This is a genomic window from Motilimonas sp. E26 (assembly GCF_021278025.1).
In the GTDB taxonomy this organism is placed as follows: Bacteria; Pseudomonadota; Gammaproteobacteria; order Enterobacterales; family CBDFNC01; genus Motilimonas.
The window spans coordinates 179,425-194,058 of the sequence record NZ_JAIBHJ010000005.1 but is presented as its reverse complement, the minus strand read 5'-3'; the positions used below and the strand labels follow the sequence as shown (position 1 = coordinate 194,058).

Annotated in this window: 12 protein-coding genes; 6 read left to right on the top strand and 6 right to left on the bottom strand. The window is 42.6% G+C overall.

Annotated elements, in window-relative coordinates:
* Positions 1-6: 6 nt before the first annotated feature.
* From K1M91_RS06645 to K1M91_RS06620, 6 genes are all read right to left on the bottom strand, one after another.
* On the bottom strand, positions 7-1,017 hold the full coding sequence (locus tag K1M91_RS06645) for a LacI family DNA-binding transcriptional regulator (RefSeq protein ID WP_232800825.1): 1,011 nt from the start codon (positions 1,015-1,017) through the stop codon (positions 7-9).
* 130 nt (positions 1,018-1,147) lie between these two features.
* Complete coding sequence (locus K1M91_RS06640; RefSeq protein WP_232800823.1) at positions 1,148-2,182, bottom strand: XrtA/PEP-CTERM system-associated ATPase; 1,035 nt, start codon at positions 2,180-2,182, stop codon at positions 1,148-1,150.
* Between the two features lie 9 nt (positions 2,183-2,191).
* A complete protein-coding gene (locus K1M91_RS06635; protein WP_232800821.1) occupies positions 2,192-3,739 on the bottom strand; it encodes a TIGR03016 family PEP-CTERM system-associated outer membrane protein in 1,548 nt (515 codons plus the stop codon).
* The gene (locus K1M91_RS06630; protein ID WP_232800819.1) at positions 3,723-4,688 is read right to left on the bottom strand and encodes an XrtA-associated tyrosine autokinase; all 966 of its coding nucleotides are present in this window, start codon (positions 4,686-4,688) and stop codon (positions 3,723-3,725) included. The genes K1M91_RS06635 and K1M91_RS06630 overlap by 17 nt, the downstream gene beginning before the upstream one ends.
* Positions 4,689-4,700: 12 nt before the next feature.
* Positions 4,701-6,296 carry an XrtA system polysaccharide chain length determinant gene (locus K1M91_RS06625; RefSeq protein ID WP_232800817.1) on the bottom strand — a complete coding sequence of 532 codons (1,596 nt, stop codon included), beginning with the start codon at positions 6,294-6,296 and terminating at the stop codon, positions 4,701-4,703.
* 44 nt (positions 6,297-6,340) lie between these two features.
* Entirely contained in the window at positions 6,341-6,982 is a 642-nt protein-coding gene (locus K1M91_RS06620) for an XrtA/PEP-CTERM system exopolysaccharide export protein (protein ID WP_232800815.1), read from the bottom strand.
* Between the two features lie 253 nt (positions 6,983-7,235).
* Here K1M91_RS06620 and K1M91_RS06615 point away from each other — a divergent pair, with 253 nt between their 5' ends.
* The 6 genes from K1M91_RS06615 to K1M91_RS06590 are packed head-to-tail and all read left to right on the top strand — an operon-like array spanning position 7,236 to position 14,580.
* Positions 7,236-8,633, top strand: coding sequence for a TIGR03013 family XrtA/PEP-CTERM system glycosyltransferase (locus tag K1M91_RS06615; RefSeq protein ID WP_232800813.1), 1,398 nt, complete (start codon positions 7,236-7,238; stop codon positions 8,631-8,633).
* The gene (locus K1M91_RS06610) at positions 8,633-9,523 is read left to right on the top strand and encodes an XrtA system polysaccharide deacetylase (RefSeq protein WP_232800811.1); all 891 of its coding nucleotides are present in this window, start codon (positions 8,633-8,635) and stop codon (positions 9,521-9,523) included. The genes K1M91_RS06615 and K1M91_RS06610 overlap by 1 nt, the downstream gene beginning before the upstream one ends.
* Before the next feature lie 53 nt (positions 9,524-9,576).
* The gene (locus tag K1M91_RS06605) at positions 9,577-10,599 is read left to right on the top strand and encodes a FemAB family XrtA/PEP-CTERM system-associated protein (RefSeq protein WP_232800809.1); all 1,023 of its coding nucleotides are present in this window, start codon (positions 9,577-9,579) and stop codon (positions 10,597-10,599) included.
* Positions 10,599-11,786, top strand: coding sequence for a TIGR03087 family PEP-CTERM/XrtA system glycosyltransferase (locus K1M91_RS06600; protein ID WP_232800807.1), 1,188 nt, complete (start codon positions 10,599-10,601; stop codon positions 11,784-11,786). Before K1M91_RS06605 ends, K1M91_RS06600 begins: the two co-directional genes overlap by 1 nt.
* A gap of 6 nt (positions 11,787-11,792) precedes the next feature.
* The gene (xrtA, locus tag K1M91_RS06595; protein ID WP_232800805.1) at positions 11,793-13,382 is read left to right on the top strand and encodes an exosortase A; all 1,590 of its coding nucleotides are present in this window, start codon (positions 11,793-11,795) and stop codon (positions 13,380-13,382) included.
* Positions 13,369-14,580, top strand: coding sequence for a TIGR03088 family PEP-CTERM/XrtA system glycosyltransferase (locus K1M91_RS06590; protein WP_232800804.1), 1,212 nt, complete (start codon positions 13,369-13,371; stop codon positions 14,578-14,580). Before xrtA ends, K1M91_RS06590 begins: the two co-directional genes overlap by 14 nt.
* Positions 14,581-14,634 lie beyond the last annotated feature (54 nt).

Below are 14,634 nucleotides of genomic sequence, written 5' to 3'. Positions count from 1 at the left end.
GTCTTGTTAATAATCTAAGGCAAGACCGACACTGTCTCTGACAACAAGCTCAGGTTTCAATATAATATCCTTGCCTACTTTAGTCGGGTCTGCCATGACTTCAAACAATAAATCGGTCGCTGTTTCACCTAATGCTGAAATTGGCTGACGCACTGTGGTGAGGGCTGGGTAAGTATGTTTCGCATGAAAGTTATCATCATAACCAATCACTGAAATATCTTCAGGCACCCTAACTCTTGCTTCGCGAAGCGCGAGTAATACTCCTGCTGCTATGTCATCGTCCCCCGCACATATGGCGGTAAAGTTACAGTTAAATCCTAGCAGCTTTTTGACTTCTGTGTAGCCAAAATCCTCGCTAAACTCGCCGTGAATAATTTCATAGTTAGATTGATCAACTCCGGCCTCGTCCATCGCTTTGATAAAACCGAGTTTTCTTTTTACTGCATCAGGGTATCGGGTGAGACCGGCTAGCATTAATATTTTTTTATGGCCGTGCTCTAGTAGGTGTTGCGCGGCTAAATAGCCGCCGTATTCGTTATCAACCAGTACTGAGTTATTCGATAAAGCAGGTGCAGAGATACCCAAAGTGACGATGGGGGTTTGGTTGTAGTTGAGTTTACTGATTGTTTCTGGGGTAGGATTGTTCTCTAGATAGACAATTAAGCCATCACACTGATGGGCTTTAAATGACAAAATAGCGTTAGCTTCTGTCACTTTGTCACCGAAACTACTAGTGGTTAAAATTTCCTTTTCCTTGCCCACTAAGCGGCGTTGAACACCACCCAGTAGCATTGCGTAATAGGGGCTTGATATATCAATCAACACGACGCCTATCATGCCTGATTTATTACTTTTTAAACCTTGGGCAAAACCATTGGGGTGAAAATTAAGCTCTGAAATAGCTTGCTCAACGATAGAGCGTGTTTTTTGAGAGACACTACTGCCCGGGTTTAATACGCGAGAAACGGTTGATTTTGATACGCCAGCACGCTTTGCTACATCAGATATGGATGTCATAGACCTAAACAATTTGTTTTTTATTGATTTTATTAACACTAAGAAGAAATTCAACTCCCAGGAGCCTAAAGCGTGAAACAAGTGGCTTAGGTGTAGAGGTTGATATTCGAGTTTGTGTTTTTCTTCACATTCAAGCCTTGTTTGATAGCTTGGTTTGGGTATTTTTTTCTTTTAACACTTTATCCAGATAACGCAGTAATTTGAGTTTCTCCATCATGGTTTTATCTAAATACTGAAATACTTCTTCTAAGTGTTCACGTAAAACCCTTGCTTGGGTCAAATCATCTTCACGCAGGCTTTGCTGTGATGAAGGTGTTGTACTATTCGTGACGTTCGGTAGGGTTGCATACTCTTGTTCTTGAATAAATTCTTCATTGACCGTATTGATCGCTTCCTCATTGATATAGTTAGCTTCTTCTAAGAAAGTGAATAACATTAAGCGATCACAAAACAAGTTAATGATCCGTGGGATCCCTCGGGTATATTGATGGATCAATGGGAAGCAATTTGGGGAAAAAGCGGGATTATTCTGCCAACCAACATGCTTCAATCGATGTTCTATATAGTGTCGACATTCTTCCGAGGTTAAGGGGGGCAGGTGACAAGAAGCAATAATGCGCTGGCGAAATTGCTCCATATTCGCACCTTTAAGTGTGTCCCTTAACTCTTCCTGACCCAATAAAAAGCTTTGTAATAACGGCCGATTGTCTTGTTGAATATTTGACAGCATACGGAGTTCTTCAATTGATTCTGCAGGCAAGTTTTGTGCCTCATCAACTAACAATAATGTGCGCTTTCCTTGTTGAAAATTATGGCTTAAATAGCCTTCAATGCCTTGTAGTAGTCCTGCTTTATCGGTATCTGTTGGTAGGTTAAGGTGAAAACCTGAAGCGATTAATTTAAGTAAATCCATCGGGTTTAAGCTAGTTGTAACCAGCTGTATCGCTTCCACCTGCTGGCTGTTAAGGTTGGAAATTAAATGCTTAGCTAAGGTTGATTTACCTGTTCCAATTGAGCCTGAGATGACAATAAATCCTTCACCTTGATCAAGACCGTATTGCAGGTAAGACATGGCGCGTTTGTGTTCTTTACTGGCAAAGAAAAACTCAGGATCAGGCGTTAGCTGAAACGGTTTTGCACTCAGGGCAAAAAACTCTTCGTACATGACGCCTCCTTAAAATACGACTTGATAGCTTAATTTGATATTATTTTCGTTGTAGCCGTTTTGCTTGCTGTCCCTATCGGTATAAGTATAGCCAAGGACAATCAGCGAGCGTCTGCCCAAGGTGTGACTTAGACTGAGTCCATGTCGCAGCTCTTTGTCTATTTGGCTGGCTTGGTCTTGATCTAAGTAGCGCTGTTCTGTACTCAATTGAAGACTGGTTTTTTGCCCAACTCGCCACGCCCACGCTAGCTGTGCCCCATAATCATCTGTATCAGGTGTGCTAGTAAAATAATCACGTTGTACGTAAAACAAAGTGAGCGTAAAAGTATGTTTACGTACCTGTAGCGCGCTACTTAACTTGCCATCACGAGTAAGATACAACTCATTATTTGCCGAAGGCAGCGCCGTAAAAATATTGATCACTTGCTGATCTGGGCCAACTACAGGGTTGGTCAAGCTTGAAAATTCACAATCACTTAAGTTATTAATCGAGCCTGCAGGGCAAATGAGAGAGCCGGCATTAGTGCTCTGCGAAGCGAGTTCACTGGCAAATGACTCAATTGATTCTCGATAGGTAACTTGGCTGCGGATCTTACGCACATTATGGAACAAGCTGAAATCATAAGAGTCACCATAGAAACGCTTGCCATAAGCTGCAGTTAGCCCCGTTCTCGTACTTGGCGTCCAATTCAGCTGGGCTGCCCAGTAGTCTTTATTGGTATTCTTTAAGCTAAAATTGTAGCTAACATCTATATAACTTCGGTCGCTGGGCGAAAAGCGAATACCCGGTCCCCATGCTGCACTATCAAGATTATCGCCCTGCGGAACACTATTTTCCTCCCAGTAGCCATTGATAAATACCCCCCATTTATCAATTAGGCCGTAGCCAATTCTTGCATCTGCTGATTGCGTTAGGCTACGTCGCTTTTGGTCTGGTTTTTGATAACCCAAATTATATTTCATGTTCCAAAAACTACGTTTAAAGTCGGTTCCATCTTGGGTAAAAAATGCCAGATTATAACCTAGCGTATCATCACTGGATTTTTGGTCGATATAATACACACTAGTGTTAAAATCGAATTCAGCCTGATTGCCAATCGGCTGAGTCCAATCCATACCTAGCTGATAATTACCAACGGTGTCGAGATTGTTTGAGTTGCCTACATAGTCAGTTAGCAAACCATTATTGATATCAACCAGTTGTTGGTTCGCGGTGATGTTGCTAGAAATAACAATCCGGTCATGCCATGTTTTTACTTCCCCGAGTAGCAAGAGATCATGAAATGCTTCGCTACTATTTTCAGAGTCGATATAATATTGACCGTTGAAGTCATAACGTGTTCTCACACTAGCGTTATTACCTTCAGCGGTTAAACCAAAACCTGGTTTGATCGACAAAATAACATCATCTTGGGCTGCTAATGCATTACGACTAACGTTGTCAGAATATTCAGAACTGGCTTCAATAGATGCACTGCTTTGCCAATTGGCGGCAGAGGCGAAAGGCGTAAGTGCCAATGCATATAAGAAAATTAAACAATTATTGGTTTTCGGCATATTGGTATCCATACCCTGCGTAAAGGTTTTTTGTTTGTACCGATTTATTAAGTACTAAACCGATGGCTCGGTCTTGGTTGAGTAAGCTAATTGCGGATTCAAGGCTGTGAAGTGGCGTTTTATTCTCCTCAACAACCACAAGCTGCTGTCCGACAAAACTGGTCAACGCTTGTGTTTCATTGATGCCGAGTAAAGGAGGGGCATCAAAAATAATCACCCTATCGGAATAGCGTTCTGCTAACTCATTGGCCAAACTTTCCATTCGTTCACTGGCGAGTAGCTCACTGGTTAAATGGTGTTTTCTCCCTGCGGGCATAAGGCGTAAGTTTGGGATATTAGTGTTGTAGATAATTTCTTTTAATGAAGAGGTTTTTCCTAATAGATAATCAATTAGCCCTGCTTGAACTTGAACCCCAAACTCATTACAGACCGAGGGATTAAGGACATCAGCATCAACTAACAACACTGTTTTTTCTTGCTCCATTGCAATACTTAGTGCGAGGTTCATAGCGGTGAAGGTTTTGCCCTCATTACTCAAGGTGCTGGTAACCAAGACCAAATTTGAATGGGTTAAGGTATCCTTTAAAGGGCCAAATGCGGTTTTAAGCACTCTTCTTTTAACAAATCTAAATTCTTCATGGGTATTACTTCGCTCGTTGCTATCAACGAGATAGCCTTGTTGTTTCAGCTTATAAAGATCAAATGTTAAGCTTTGTAGTTCGGAAGAATGATGTGCTTTATCAACAGCAGGCGTGGCATGACTCTCTGGCTTTGTTTGTTTGACCGGAGCAGGGCTAATAGCTGTTTCAGTGCTCTGAACAGCAGCGCTTTTGTTCAAATTTCTATCTGATTCAATGTCAACGGACTGAGTCGCCTTATGCTGATGTTCCGCGATTGTTTCAGCCGCGCGTTGCTTCTTTTTAGCGAGTGCTTTTTCAATAATACTCATATGTTTCCCTACTTAAGTCGCGGCAACTAAGGTTTTGAAATGTTGAACAAAAGGATGATTACTGGTTTGAGTGACAAGTAATCCGCCATAGATGCAGAGTAACGCGATAATGACCAGAGTAAAGGCTAGGTTGTGGCGACGTTTTACTTGGCGCATTTTCTCTATGTTTGAATGTGAAATAGCACCGAGTACGGGGACTTTAGTCATTGCTGCTAGTTCTTGAGGTCCAGTAATAATTGGCTTGATTTGGCTAATTGCAAAGGCGACAAAAATGCCTAAGCCAAGCCCGAGTAACGTCACGATAGAAAGAAAAATAATACGGTTGGGGCCAGCGGGATCGTTTTCCACTCGAGGAGGTTCAATCACTTTGAATTCAACGCCTTCTGTCGATTGCCCAGCCTTTTGCGACATGATGGCTGATTCACGTCGTTCTAATAATTGATTGTATTGGCCTTTGGTAATGTCATAACCTCGGGTGAGGGCGGCTAAATCGGCTTCTACTTTGGGCACTAAATGCACTTTTTCTTGCAGTTTAGTGACCTTATCTTGGTAGTTTTCTACCCTCACCGTAAGTGAAGCGATTTCATTTTCTAGTTGACTAACATTGAGCCGCAATGACTGTATGAAAGGTGATTCACTATTTTCTGCAGGCCGATTTTGCTGATAGTTAATCGATGCGAGTTCGGCGCGTTCTTGTTTTTGTTTTTTTACCAGATCGTCAATTTGTCTCTTTAGTTCGATGATATCTGGGTGTTTATCGGTGTAGCGTAGATTCATTTCATCGAGCATTTGGTTCAGCTGGTTTAGGCGCGAATCATATTGGGTAACAATGCTTGGGTTATAAACAGCTTGGCTTTGTACTTGTGGCGCGGGAAGTGACTCTTCATCTTCTAGTTGAATGCGAGCAGAAAAAAGCCTTGTTTGTGCTTCTTTTAATTGTAACTGAGTGTTCTCTAGCTGAGTCTCTTCCGCTTTGAGCATATCGTAATATGAGTTTCCCTTTCCTGGAAGCAAATCGGCATACTGTCGCTTAAACTCAGTTAAAGCCGCGTCATCTGCTGTCATGCGTTTTTCAAAGTCTTTAATTTGTTGATTTAAAAAACGTTGCGCGTTGTCGGTATCAGTACGAGTTTCGCCTAAGGTGTCTTCGACAAAAATGGTCAGCACAGACTGCACCACAGATTTTGCCGATTCAGGGTTAGGGTGTTGATAGCTAATGGTGAATATTTTTTCTCTCTTGGTGGTGCCGATCTTAATTTCTTTACTTAAGTTATCGACCAGTTGATCAAACTCTTCGGCGTTGTTGGTCAGTATGTCTAAGTCGGCCATGCGTGCTATTTTTTCTACGTTGGGCCGACTTAATAAGGTTTTTACCATTAAGTTAAGTTGTTGATCTTTAAACGTCTCTACCGTTAACCCCCTTAATAAAGGTTTGAGGAGTGAATCTGTGTCAACATAAACACGTGCCGAGGCCTTATATTGATCCGGCATCTGCATCACATAGAGCCAACCAATAGGACAGATAATCCAAGCAATAATGATGATGAAGCGCCGCTTCATCCACACCCCTTTGATGTAGTAGAGCGCTTTTTCAATTAGCTCCTTCATTTATCGGCCTCCTGGCAAAGTTTTAAATCGATCAAAGATAGAGACTAAAACCAAGCTTCAGGAATAATTAAAATGTCTCCAGGCAGGATATTGGTATTGGCACTGACGTCTCCTTTGCGGATTAAATCATCAAGGCGTACACGGTATTGGGTCTGTTTTCCATCCTCAATACGAACCAAAGCAGTGTTGTTACCATCCGCAAATTCAGTTAAACCACCAACCGCAATCATGACATCAAGAACAGTCATATATTGACTATAATTTAAAGCTTTAGGCTCAGTTGCCTCGCCGACAATTCGAACTTGTTCACTATAAGGGCCGCTGAATCCTACTACTGTCACTGTTACTATGGGCTCTCGTAAATAAGTTGCTAATACTTCTTCAATTTCTCTTGCTAATTGTGTAGGAGTTTTACCGCTAACGGGAATATCCTCAACCAATGACGTTGTTATCATGCCATCAGGTCGAACGACAAAGCTGCCTGAGATTTCAGGATTTCGCCAAACAAATATATTTAAATTGTCACCTGGTCCAATAAGGTATTGATACTGGTCGGCTTGCGTGGTTTGTGAAGGGGTTAGAGTGGCCGAGCTGGCTAAGGGGGCGTTATTTTGGTTACTACAGCCGAACAAGCCAAAAATGATGAAAAAATATAGCCATACGGATTGCTTTAACATGCTGTCCATAGCTTTCTCTCTCTATGCAAGTGGATGGTGTCGAGGTTATAACCTCATCTTTTATCAGCATAGTTCATGATTTTATCTTCGCGCAAAAATTGCAGGTTGTAGTAGTTAAATATTTTATTAAGTTGTGGATTTATGGGAATAATTTCAGCATTAACTTGAATTGTTCGCTATTTGACCAATTATTGACCCCACGAGGTGGCTTAGTTCAACTATCTTTTAAGGAGTGTTTTGTTGGGCACAAGGACATCGCCTCATGAGTTCTTTCACATTTGCAAGTACAGGTAAAGCGAGTCGGCTTTTAGTTATTTCAGAGTTAACTATTGTTTATCTTGGCTTTTTGCTTGTTAGTGCAGGGTTCTATTGGTATGGCGATGAAGCGCAGAGTAATCAATTACAAGTACTCATTGAGGCTTTAGTCATTCCTTTTGTGATAATTATTCTAATGTTAAGTCTTGGTCTCTATAACCCTCGCCTGCGCTGTGATGGCGAGGGAGTAAGTCGGCGCTTAATCATTATCTGTAGTTTGGTATTATTATTAGCTTTATCTTTATCCGGCCTCAACGCTCTCAGTTCCTCCTTTCATGCCATCAGCCTGTCGATATTTACTTCTTTATTAATGTTAATGGGATTTCGTTATGTTATCTCACAAAAGTTTGGTGAAGCATTCCGTCATAAGGTGCTCGTGATAGGTGCTGGGAAGCGAGCTGAGATTATCTGTCAGCGAATGCGCCGTGAAGCGGATAAAAAAGGCTTTACTATCGTTGGTTTTGTGCCTATGGCTGGAGATGACGAAATCGAGCTTGGGGATTTAAAAATGCCAATGGATTTAGATCAGCCTAACTTGCTCACTCAAATGGTCAAAGAACACGGAATCGATGAGATAGTGGTTGCTTGTGACGAGCGCCGCGGCCATCTCCCATTACAAGCTTTATTTTCCTGTAAGCTATATGGTGTTGAGGTGATGGATGTGCTGAATTTTATCGAACGTGAAACCGGTCAAATCGCAGTTAATCAGCTATATCCAAGCTGGTTGGTTTATTCTAATGGCTTTGTTCGTGCTGACAGTATACGCAGTATTGCATCTAACATGCTTAATCTCGGCCTAGCTTTGATCATCATTAGCCTACTTTGGCCATTATTATTATTTGTGATGTTGGCCATTTACTTAGAAGACAAAGGCCCTATCTTCTACCGTCAAACTCGTATTGGTTATGCCGGTAAACCATTTGAAATACTTAAGTTTCGTAGTATGCGGGTTAATGCTCAAGAAAATGGCGCACAGTGGGCGGCAAAAAATGACAGCCGTGCCACCAAAATCGGTCAGTTTATGCGTAAATATCATATCGATGAATTACCGCAAATATTTAATATTTTAAAGGGGGAAATGTCATTCATAGGTCCAAGACCTGAACAACCTGAATTTGTTGAGCGTTTATGTACTCAGCTACCCTATTACGCCGAGCGCCATAATGTTAAACCAGGGTTAGCTGGTTGGGCGCAGCTTAAGTACCCCTATGGCGCTTGCGATAAGGACGCATTAGAGAAACTACAATACGATCTTTATTACGTTAAACATCGCAACTTTTGGTTTGATTTGGCTATCTTTGTACAAACCATTGAAGTTGTTTGTTTTGCTCAGGGATCTCGGTAATGGCATCTAGTTGCAGTGAATCGTCATTGGCATCGGCGATGACCGTTGATTTAGAGGATTATTTTCAAGTTTCGGCTTTTGAGGGATGTAGTGATCGTGCAGACTGGCAGCGGTTTGAGTGTCGCATCGAAGCCAATACTGATAGATTATTAACCTTATTTGAGCGCTACCAAGTAAAAAGTACTTTTTTTATCTTAGGTTGGATTGCAGAACGTTATCCTGATGTTGTGCAAGCCATTGCGAAGTCGGGCCATGAAATTGCGAGTCATGGTTATGACCATCAACGTGTTAATACCTTAACTGAACAAGAATTTGTTAGTGATGTTGTGCGTAGTAAGCACTTATTGGAAGACATCTCGGGGCAAGAAGTTAAAGGTTATCGTGCACCAAGTTTCTCGTTTAATCAGCAAACGCCATGGGCTTATAAGGTGTTAGCAAAAGCGGGCTATCGTTACAGCTCCAGTGTGTATCCAGTAAAGCATGATCATTATGGCTCGCCGTTACTACCAAGGTTTGCATTTTTGGCTCATCCAGCATTACTTGAAATCCCCATTTCAACCTTACAAATTGCAGGAAAAAACTTCCCAATTGGGGGCGGTGGTTATTTTCGCTTGTATCCTGAAATGCTGATGCATTGGGCATTGCGTCAATTTCACCGTCAGGAGCAGCATCCTTATATTTTTTATATTCACCCTTGGGAGTTAGACCCAGAGCAGCCAAGGCCGTTTCAGATCAGCCGCAAAACAAAGTTTCGCCACTACCTTAATTTAGAGAAAACTCAACCACGTATGGAGCGCTTGCTAAAGCAATATCAATGGCAGCGAATGGATGAGCTATTCTTAAAACCGAGCCATCAAACTCAAGTACAAACTCAGCAGGCATTTATTTAGCAGTGGCCTAAAATTTATTAGACCATGTGGTCGTTCAGGCGAGGGAATTGTCTGTGCAAATATTATTATTAGATAGTAGTCGACGTCAGCGATGGGATCAGTTTGTTGCGCAGCATCCCGAAGGTGAGTTTTTTCACTTATCTGGTTGGCAGCAAGTGATTGAAGATGTATATGGTCATACTTGCTGGTTCTACTTGGTTGAAGAGCAGGGAGAAATTATCGGGCTTTTGCCTTTAGCTCAAATAAAAAGTTGGCTATTTGGCAATAAACTTATTTCGCTACCTTTTGCCGTTTCTGCTGGGGTGTTGGCAAATAGTCAGGCGGTAGCCGATTTGCTAATAGCGCAGGCACAAACCTTAGCAGTAGAGTTAAAAGTGGACTGCCTAGAGCTGCGCCACCGCAAGCCACAATGTCCTACTTGGTCTTCTCAGGCCAGTCATGAAAACTTCTCTTGTACATTGGCATCATCAGCCGAAGACATTTTGGCTAAGATAAAGAAAAAACAACGTGCAGTTGTCAGGCAGTCGCTGGCTAACGGCTTAAACCACCGTATTGAGTCTAATTGTGACAATTTCTTCGCTATTTATTCTGAAAGTGTCCGAAACTTAGGTACGCCTGTTTTCCCTAAAGCCTATTTCAAAGCCTTGCAGCGTGTTTTTGATGGTCAAGTAGACATATTGACGGTCTTTTCAGGTGAACAAGCGGTGTCGAGTGTACTTAGTTTTTATTATAAAAATCAGGTTTTACCTTTTTATGGCGGTGGAACAAATGTGGCAAGAAGCCTAAAGAGCAATGACTATATGTATTATCAGTTGATGTGCCATGCCCAGCAGCAAGGGATGACAGAGTTTGACTTTGGCCGTAGTAAAATCGGCAGTGGTGCTCACGCTTATAAAAAGCATTGGGGTTTTCAGCCAACCCCTTTGTTTTACGAACATTACCTGGTGAATGGCCAAGAATTACCGAATATCAGTCCGAATAACCCTAAGTATCAATTGTTTATTCAGGCTTGGAAAAAACTGCCTTTACCGATAAGTAGGGCGTTAGGGCCAATGCTGGCGAAGGACTTGGGGTAATGGAAAAAATTCTGTTTTTATGCCATCGCGTTCCTTATCCGCCTAATAAGGGCGATAAGATCCGATCTTATCATTGGTTGCAATATTTAAAGCAGCGATATCAAGTGTTGTTAGGTGCTTTTATTGATGATCCTGATGATTGGCAATATCAAGGAATAATCGCAGAAGATTTGGCTGATTGTTGTTTGGTAAAGCGCCACCCTCTTTGGCATAAGGTGGCAAGCTTAAGAGCCATGTTAGACGGCCGACCATTGAGCTTAGTGTATTATCAAAGCCAGCAAATGCGAGCTTGGGTTGAGCAAGTCATTAAAGAATGCCCCGGTATCAAGGTGCTGACTTTTTCGTCTGTGATGGCGCAATATGTTGATGATGCTAATCAATTTAGGGTGATGGATTTTGTTGATATAGATTCAGACAAGTGGTTGCAATACGCGAATCAAGCCAGTGGCATTATGTCTTGGTTATATCGACGTGAATTCAACGCGTTAGCAAGGTATGAGGCACAGGTTGCTAGTGCTTTCAATCTAAGCTTATTCGTATCTAAAAATGAAGCGGATGACTTTCAAAATAGGCAACCTAGCAGTGCTCAACAAGAGGTTAACTGGGTGCAAAATGGGGTTGATATTCAATATTTTGACCCTGCTGTGGTGGACGTTAGCTCTCCTTTTAAGCAGGGTGAGCCGGTGGTTGTTTTTACTGGGGCGATGGATTATTGGGCTAACGTTGAAGGTGTCGTTTGGTTTGTTCAACATGTTTGGCCTGGCGTGCTTGCCCATCAACCCGAGGCTAAGTTTTATATCGTTGGCTCAAACCCCAGTAAAAGCATTCTTAAATTAGCTCAACTCCCTGGCATAGTGGTTACGGGCAAGGTGCCTGACGTTCGTCCTTATTTGAAATATGCCCGTTTAGTTGTGGCCCCCCTTAGGATCAGTCGCGGTATCCAAAACAAGGTGTTAGAAGCCCTGGCAATGGACAAAAAAGTGGTGGGCAGTAGCCATGCTTTTACGGGGATTGGACTGATGCCATGTACTTATGTTGCCGACAACGAAGAGGAGTTTTTAAATCATTGCATTGAACACTTAGACTCGAGTGGAGAAGTGCAAGCTAGACGCTGGATAGAGGATAACTTTAGTTGGCAGACTAGTTTTGCCCGTCTAGACAAGCTAATTTTTCAGGCGGGGGGGTAGCTGGTGATGCCTGCCTCTGGAGTTGACCAACACGAGCTAACGCTTAGTCGGCCCCAGCAACAGTTACGAAGTGCGTGTTTCGCTGGGCTATTGCTGTTATGGAGTGTCTCTTTTTATTCTACCTTGCTCAATATGGTGCATATTTGGCATAGCATAGAAACGTTTGCCCACTGCTTTTTCATTTTGCCTATTTGTTTATATTTGATCTGGCAAAAGCGGTTTCAATTAAGCTGTGTCAGCGTCGCTACTCAGCCTTGGTCTTTATTGCTACTCATTGGGCTGTTTGTGCTGTGGTTGGTTGCGATACGTTTGGGTATCCAAGTGATGGAGCAATTTGCAGTGCTGGCCATGCTGCCAAGCTTAGTGTGGCTAACATTTGGTAATCAAGTGTGTCGAGTGATCTTGTTCCCTTTGTTATTTGTGTTTTTTGCTTTGCCATTTGGTGAGTTCTTAATTCCCAAATTACAATATGTGACGGCAGAGATGACCGTGTATTTACTGCGTTTTAGTGGTGTGCCTGTGTATCAAGAAGGGATGTTTATCTTTATTCCTGGGACTCGGTTTGAAGTGGCTTGGACCTGCAGTGGTATTCGTTACTTATTGGCTGCCCTAAGCTTGGGTTGCTTGTTTGCCTATATCCATTTTACCCGTTATTACAAGCGGCTGTTGTTTGTGCTGCTGTCGATTGTATTGCCCATCATCGCTAATGGTTTGCGTGCATGGTCGATTATTATGATTTACCACTTTGTGGATCAGCGCATTGCTGGTGATATTGATCATCTAATTTATGGTTGGTTCTTCTTCTCTTTTTTGATCGCCGTGCTATTTGTTATTGGTTGGTGGTTCTCTGAGCCAGCCGAGCTTAAGCCGGCCAGTATTAGTATTGGCGCTAAGTGTCACTCGTTAAAAGGACCTGGACAATTTTTACCGCTAACTTTGGTTGCTGTCGGTTTTGTTGCTTTCGCTCTACATGGTCAATGGTCGCGGCAATATGGGCAAGACAAACAGCAAATTGCATTACAGGCTAACGCTCTTCCTGCGAGCGCTGGAGGCTGGCAGGGGCCAATAAATGCCAATTTTAGTACTTGGCGGGCTGAGTTTCCCAATGCTGATGTGACTTGGCAGCAAGACTACCAAAAATCGTCCGCCTCACTGAGTCTTTTCAGTGCTTATTATCATACTGAACACCAGGGAAAGGAGCTGATTAATGTCAGTAATATTTTCTACGATGCAAAATTGTGGCAATTGCAAGATCAGGATATTCAGCGCTTTAGTTTTGGTGAGCAGGAGTTGGTAACTAGGCGCTTGAAACTCGCAAACGGCCAACACAGCATCAGTGTGTTTTATTGGTATCAGGTTGGTTCTTATCAATCATTAGGAGCTTTTTCTACTAAATTGAACCAACTGTTGAATGCGCCTTTTGGTTATTCGTCTGGTCAAGTGGTGGCCATTGCTGTGGAGCAACAAAATGATCGTCAGCTAGTGATGGATTTTCTTCGTACTCACCAAACTGAGCTGTGGCGTTGGTTGGCGCAACCAATCAATCAAAGTCGCGCCAGAGTTTTTGCCAAGGAGCTTGCCAATGAAAATGGATAATGATGCTAGGCCTCTGATTATGCATGTGGTTTATCGATTTTATGCGGGAGGCTTAGAGAATGGCATGGTCAATATTTTAAACCAAATGCCGACCGATAAGGTGCGCCATATTATCGTCTGTTTAACCGATCATGATGACTTTATTGAGCGCATTAAAGTGCCAGTTGAAGTGGTTGATTTACATAAAAAGCCGGGCATGGATTGGTCCTGTTACTGGCGTTTTATGCAGTTAGTGAAGCGTCATCAGCCTGATATTGTACACAGTCGTAATTTAGCTGCGTTGGAATACCAACTACCAGCTTGGTGTGCAACGCGACCACTTGCTTGCCATGGTGAACATGGTTGGGACGTTACGGACTTAACGGGCGGTAGTTTAAAGTATCGTTTTATCCGCTGGCTATACTCCCATTGGGTTGATGCTTATATCGCGCTGTCAAAACATACCCTAGATTACTTGATTCAAGGCGTCGGGATCGGCCGTCATAAGATCAGTCATATTTGTAATGGTGTTGATACTGAACGCTTTCAGCCAGCAGCGAAACATTTAATTTTGCCGGAAGAGCTGGTGGATAAAGATTGCTTTGTGATTGGTACGGTCGGCCGCTTAGCACTGGTAAAAAACCAGTTACTTTTACTCCGGGCTTTTTCTTCTTTACTTGATAATCCAGCAAGTGATGGCAAAAAAGTACGCTTGCTAATTATTGGCAGTGGTGAGTGTGAAGAGATGCTTAAGGCGTTTGTGGCGGAGCATCATTTAACGCAATTTGTGATTTTTCTTGGCCAGCAAGATGACATTAATAAGTGGCTGCATTGTATGGATTTGTTTGTGTTGCCCTCACTTGGAGAAGGTATTTGCAATACGATTTTGGAAGCCATGGCCGCGGGTAAAACTGTGGTTGCTACTGATGTCGGCGGTAATGCCGAGCTGGTTGTCGATGGTAAAACGGGTACCTTAGTCGAGTCTGATAATGATGCCGATTTAGAGCGTGCCATGTTGAATTACTTATTGCGTCCGACTTTGCTGTTAAAACATGCAGAAGCAGCTAGGCTTAGGGTTGAGCATGAGTTTTCTCTGTCGGCGATGGTGGCAAAATACACTCGCTTCTACCATGATTTATTAGCGCAGCACCATCACCCTAAGTCTTTACCTTGTGTGGCGCCGCCGCGCGAAGTGAAATCAAGTAAGTCGAGAAGTTAGTGCTTAGTCAAAATATAGCAAGAGAGAAAACAAGTTGGACTCACTAAATAGGCT

Bases quoted from the DNA above. Each gene is read 5' to 3' on its own strand.
- K1M91_RS06645 (WP_232800825.1), bottom strand. From the start codon at position 1,017: ATGACATCCATATCTGATGTAGCAAAGCGTGCTGGCGTATCAAAATCA.
- K1M91_RS06640 (WP_232800823.1), bottom strand. From the start codon at position 2,182: ATGTACGAAGAGTTTTTTGCCCTGAGTGCAAAACCGTTTCAGCTAACG.
- K1M91_RS06635 (WP_232800821.1), bottom strand. From the start codon at position 3,739: ATGCCGAAAACCAATAATTGTTTAATTTTCTTATATGCATTGGCACTT.
- K1M91_RS06630 (WP_232800819.1), bottom strand. From the start codon at position 4,688: ATGAGTATTATTGAAAAAGCACTCGCTAAAAAGAAGCAACGCGCGGCT.
- K1M91_RS06625 (WP_232800817.1), bottom strand. From the start codon at position 6,296: ATGAAGGAGCTAATTGAAAAAGCGCTCTACTACATCAAAGGGGTGTGG.
- K1M91_RS06620 (WP_232800815.1), bottom strand. From the start codon at position 6,982: ATGGACAGCATGTTAAAGCAATCCGTATGGCTATATTTTTTCATCATT.
- K1M91_RS06615 (WP_232800813.1), top strand. From the start codon at position 7,236: ATGAGTTCTTTCACATTTGCAAGTACAGGTAAAGCGAGTCGGCTTTTA.
- K1M91_RS06610 (WP_232800811.1), top strand. From the start codon at position 8,633: ATGGCATCTAGTTGCAGTGAATCGTCATTGGCATCGGCGATGACCGTT.
- K1M91_RS06600 (WP_232800807.1), top strand. From the start codon at position 10,599: ATGGAAAAAATTCTGTTTTTATGCCATCGCGTTCCTTATCCGCCTAAT.
- xrtA (WP_232800805.1), top strand. From the start codon at position 11,793: ATGCCTGCCTCTGGAGTTGACCAACACGAGCTAACGCTTAGTCGGCCC.
- K1M91_RS06590 (WP_232800804.1), top strand. From the start codon at position 13,369: ATGAAAATGGATAATGATGCTAGGCCTCTGATTATGCATGTGGTTTAT.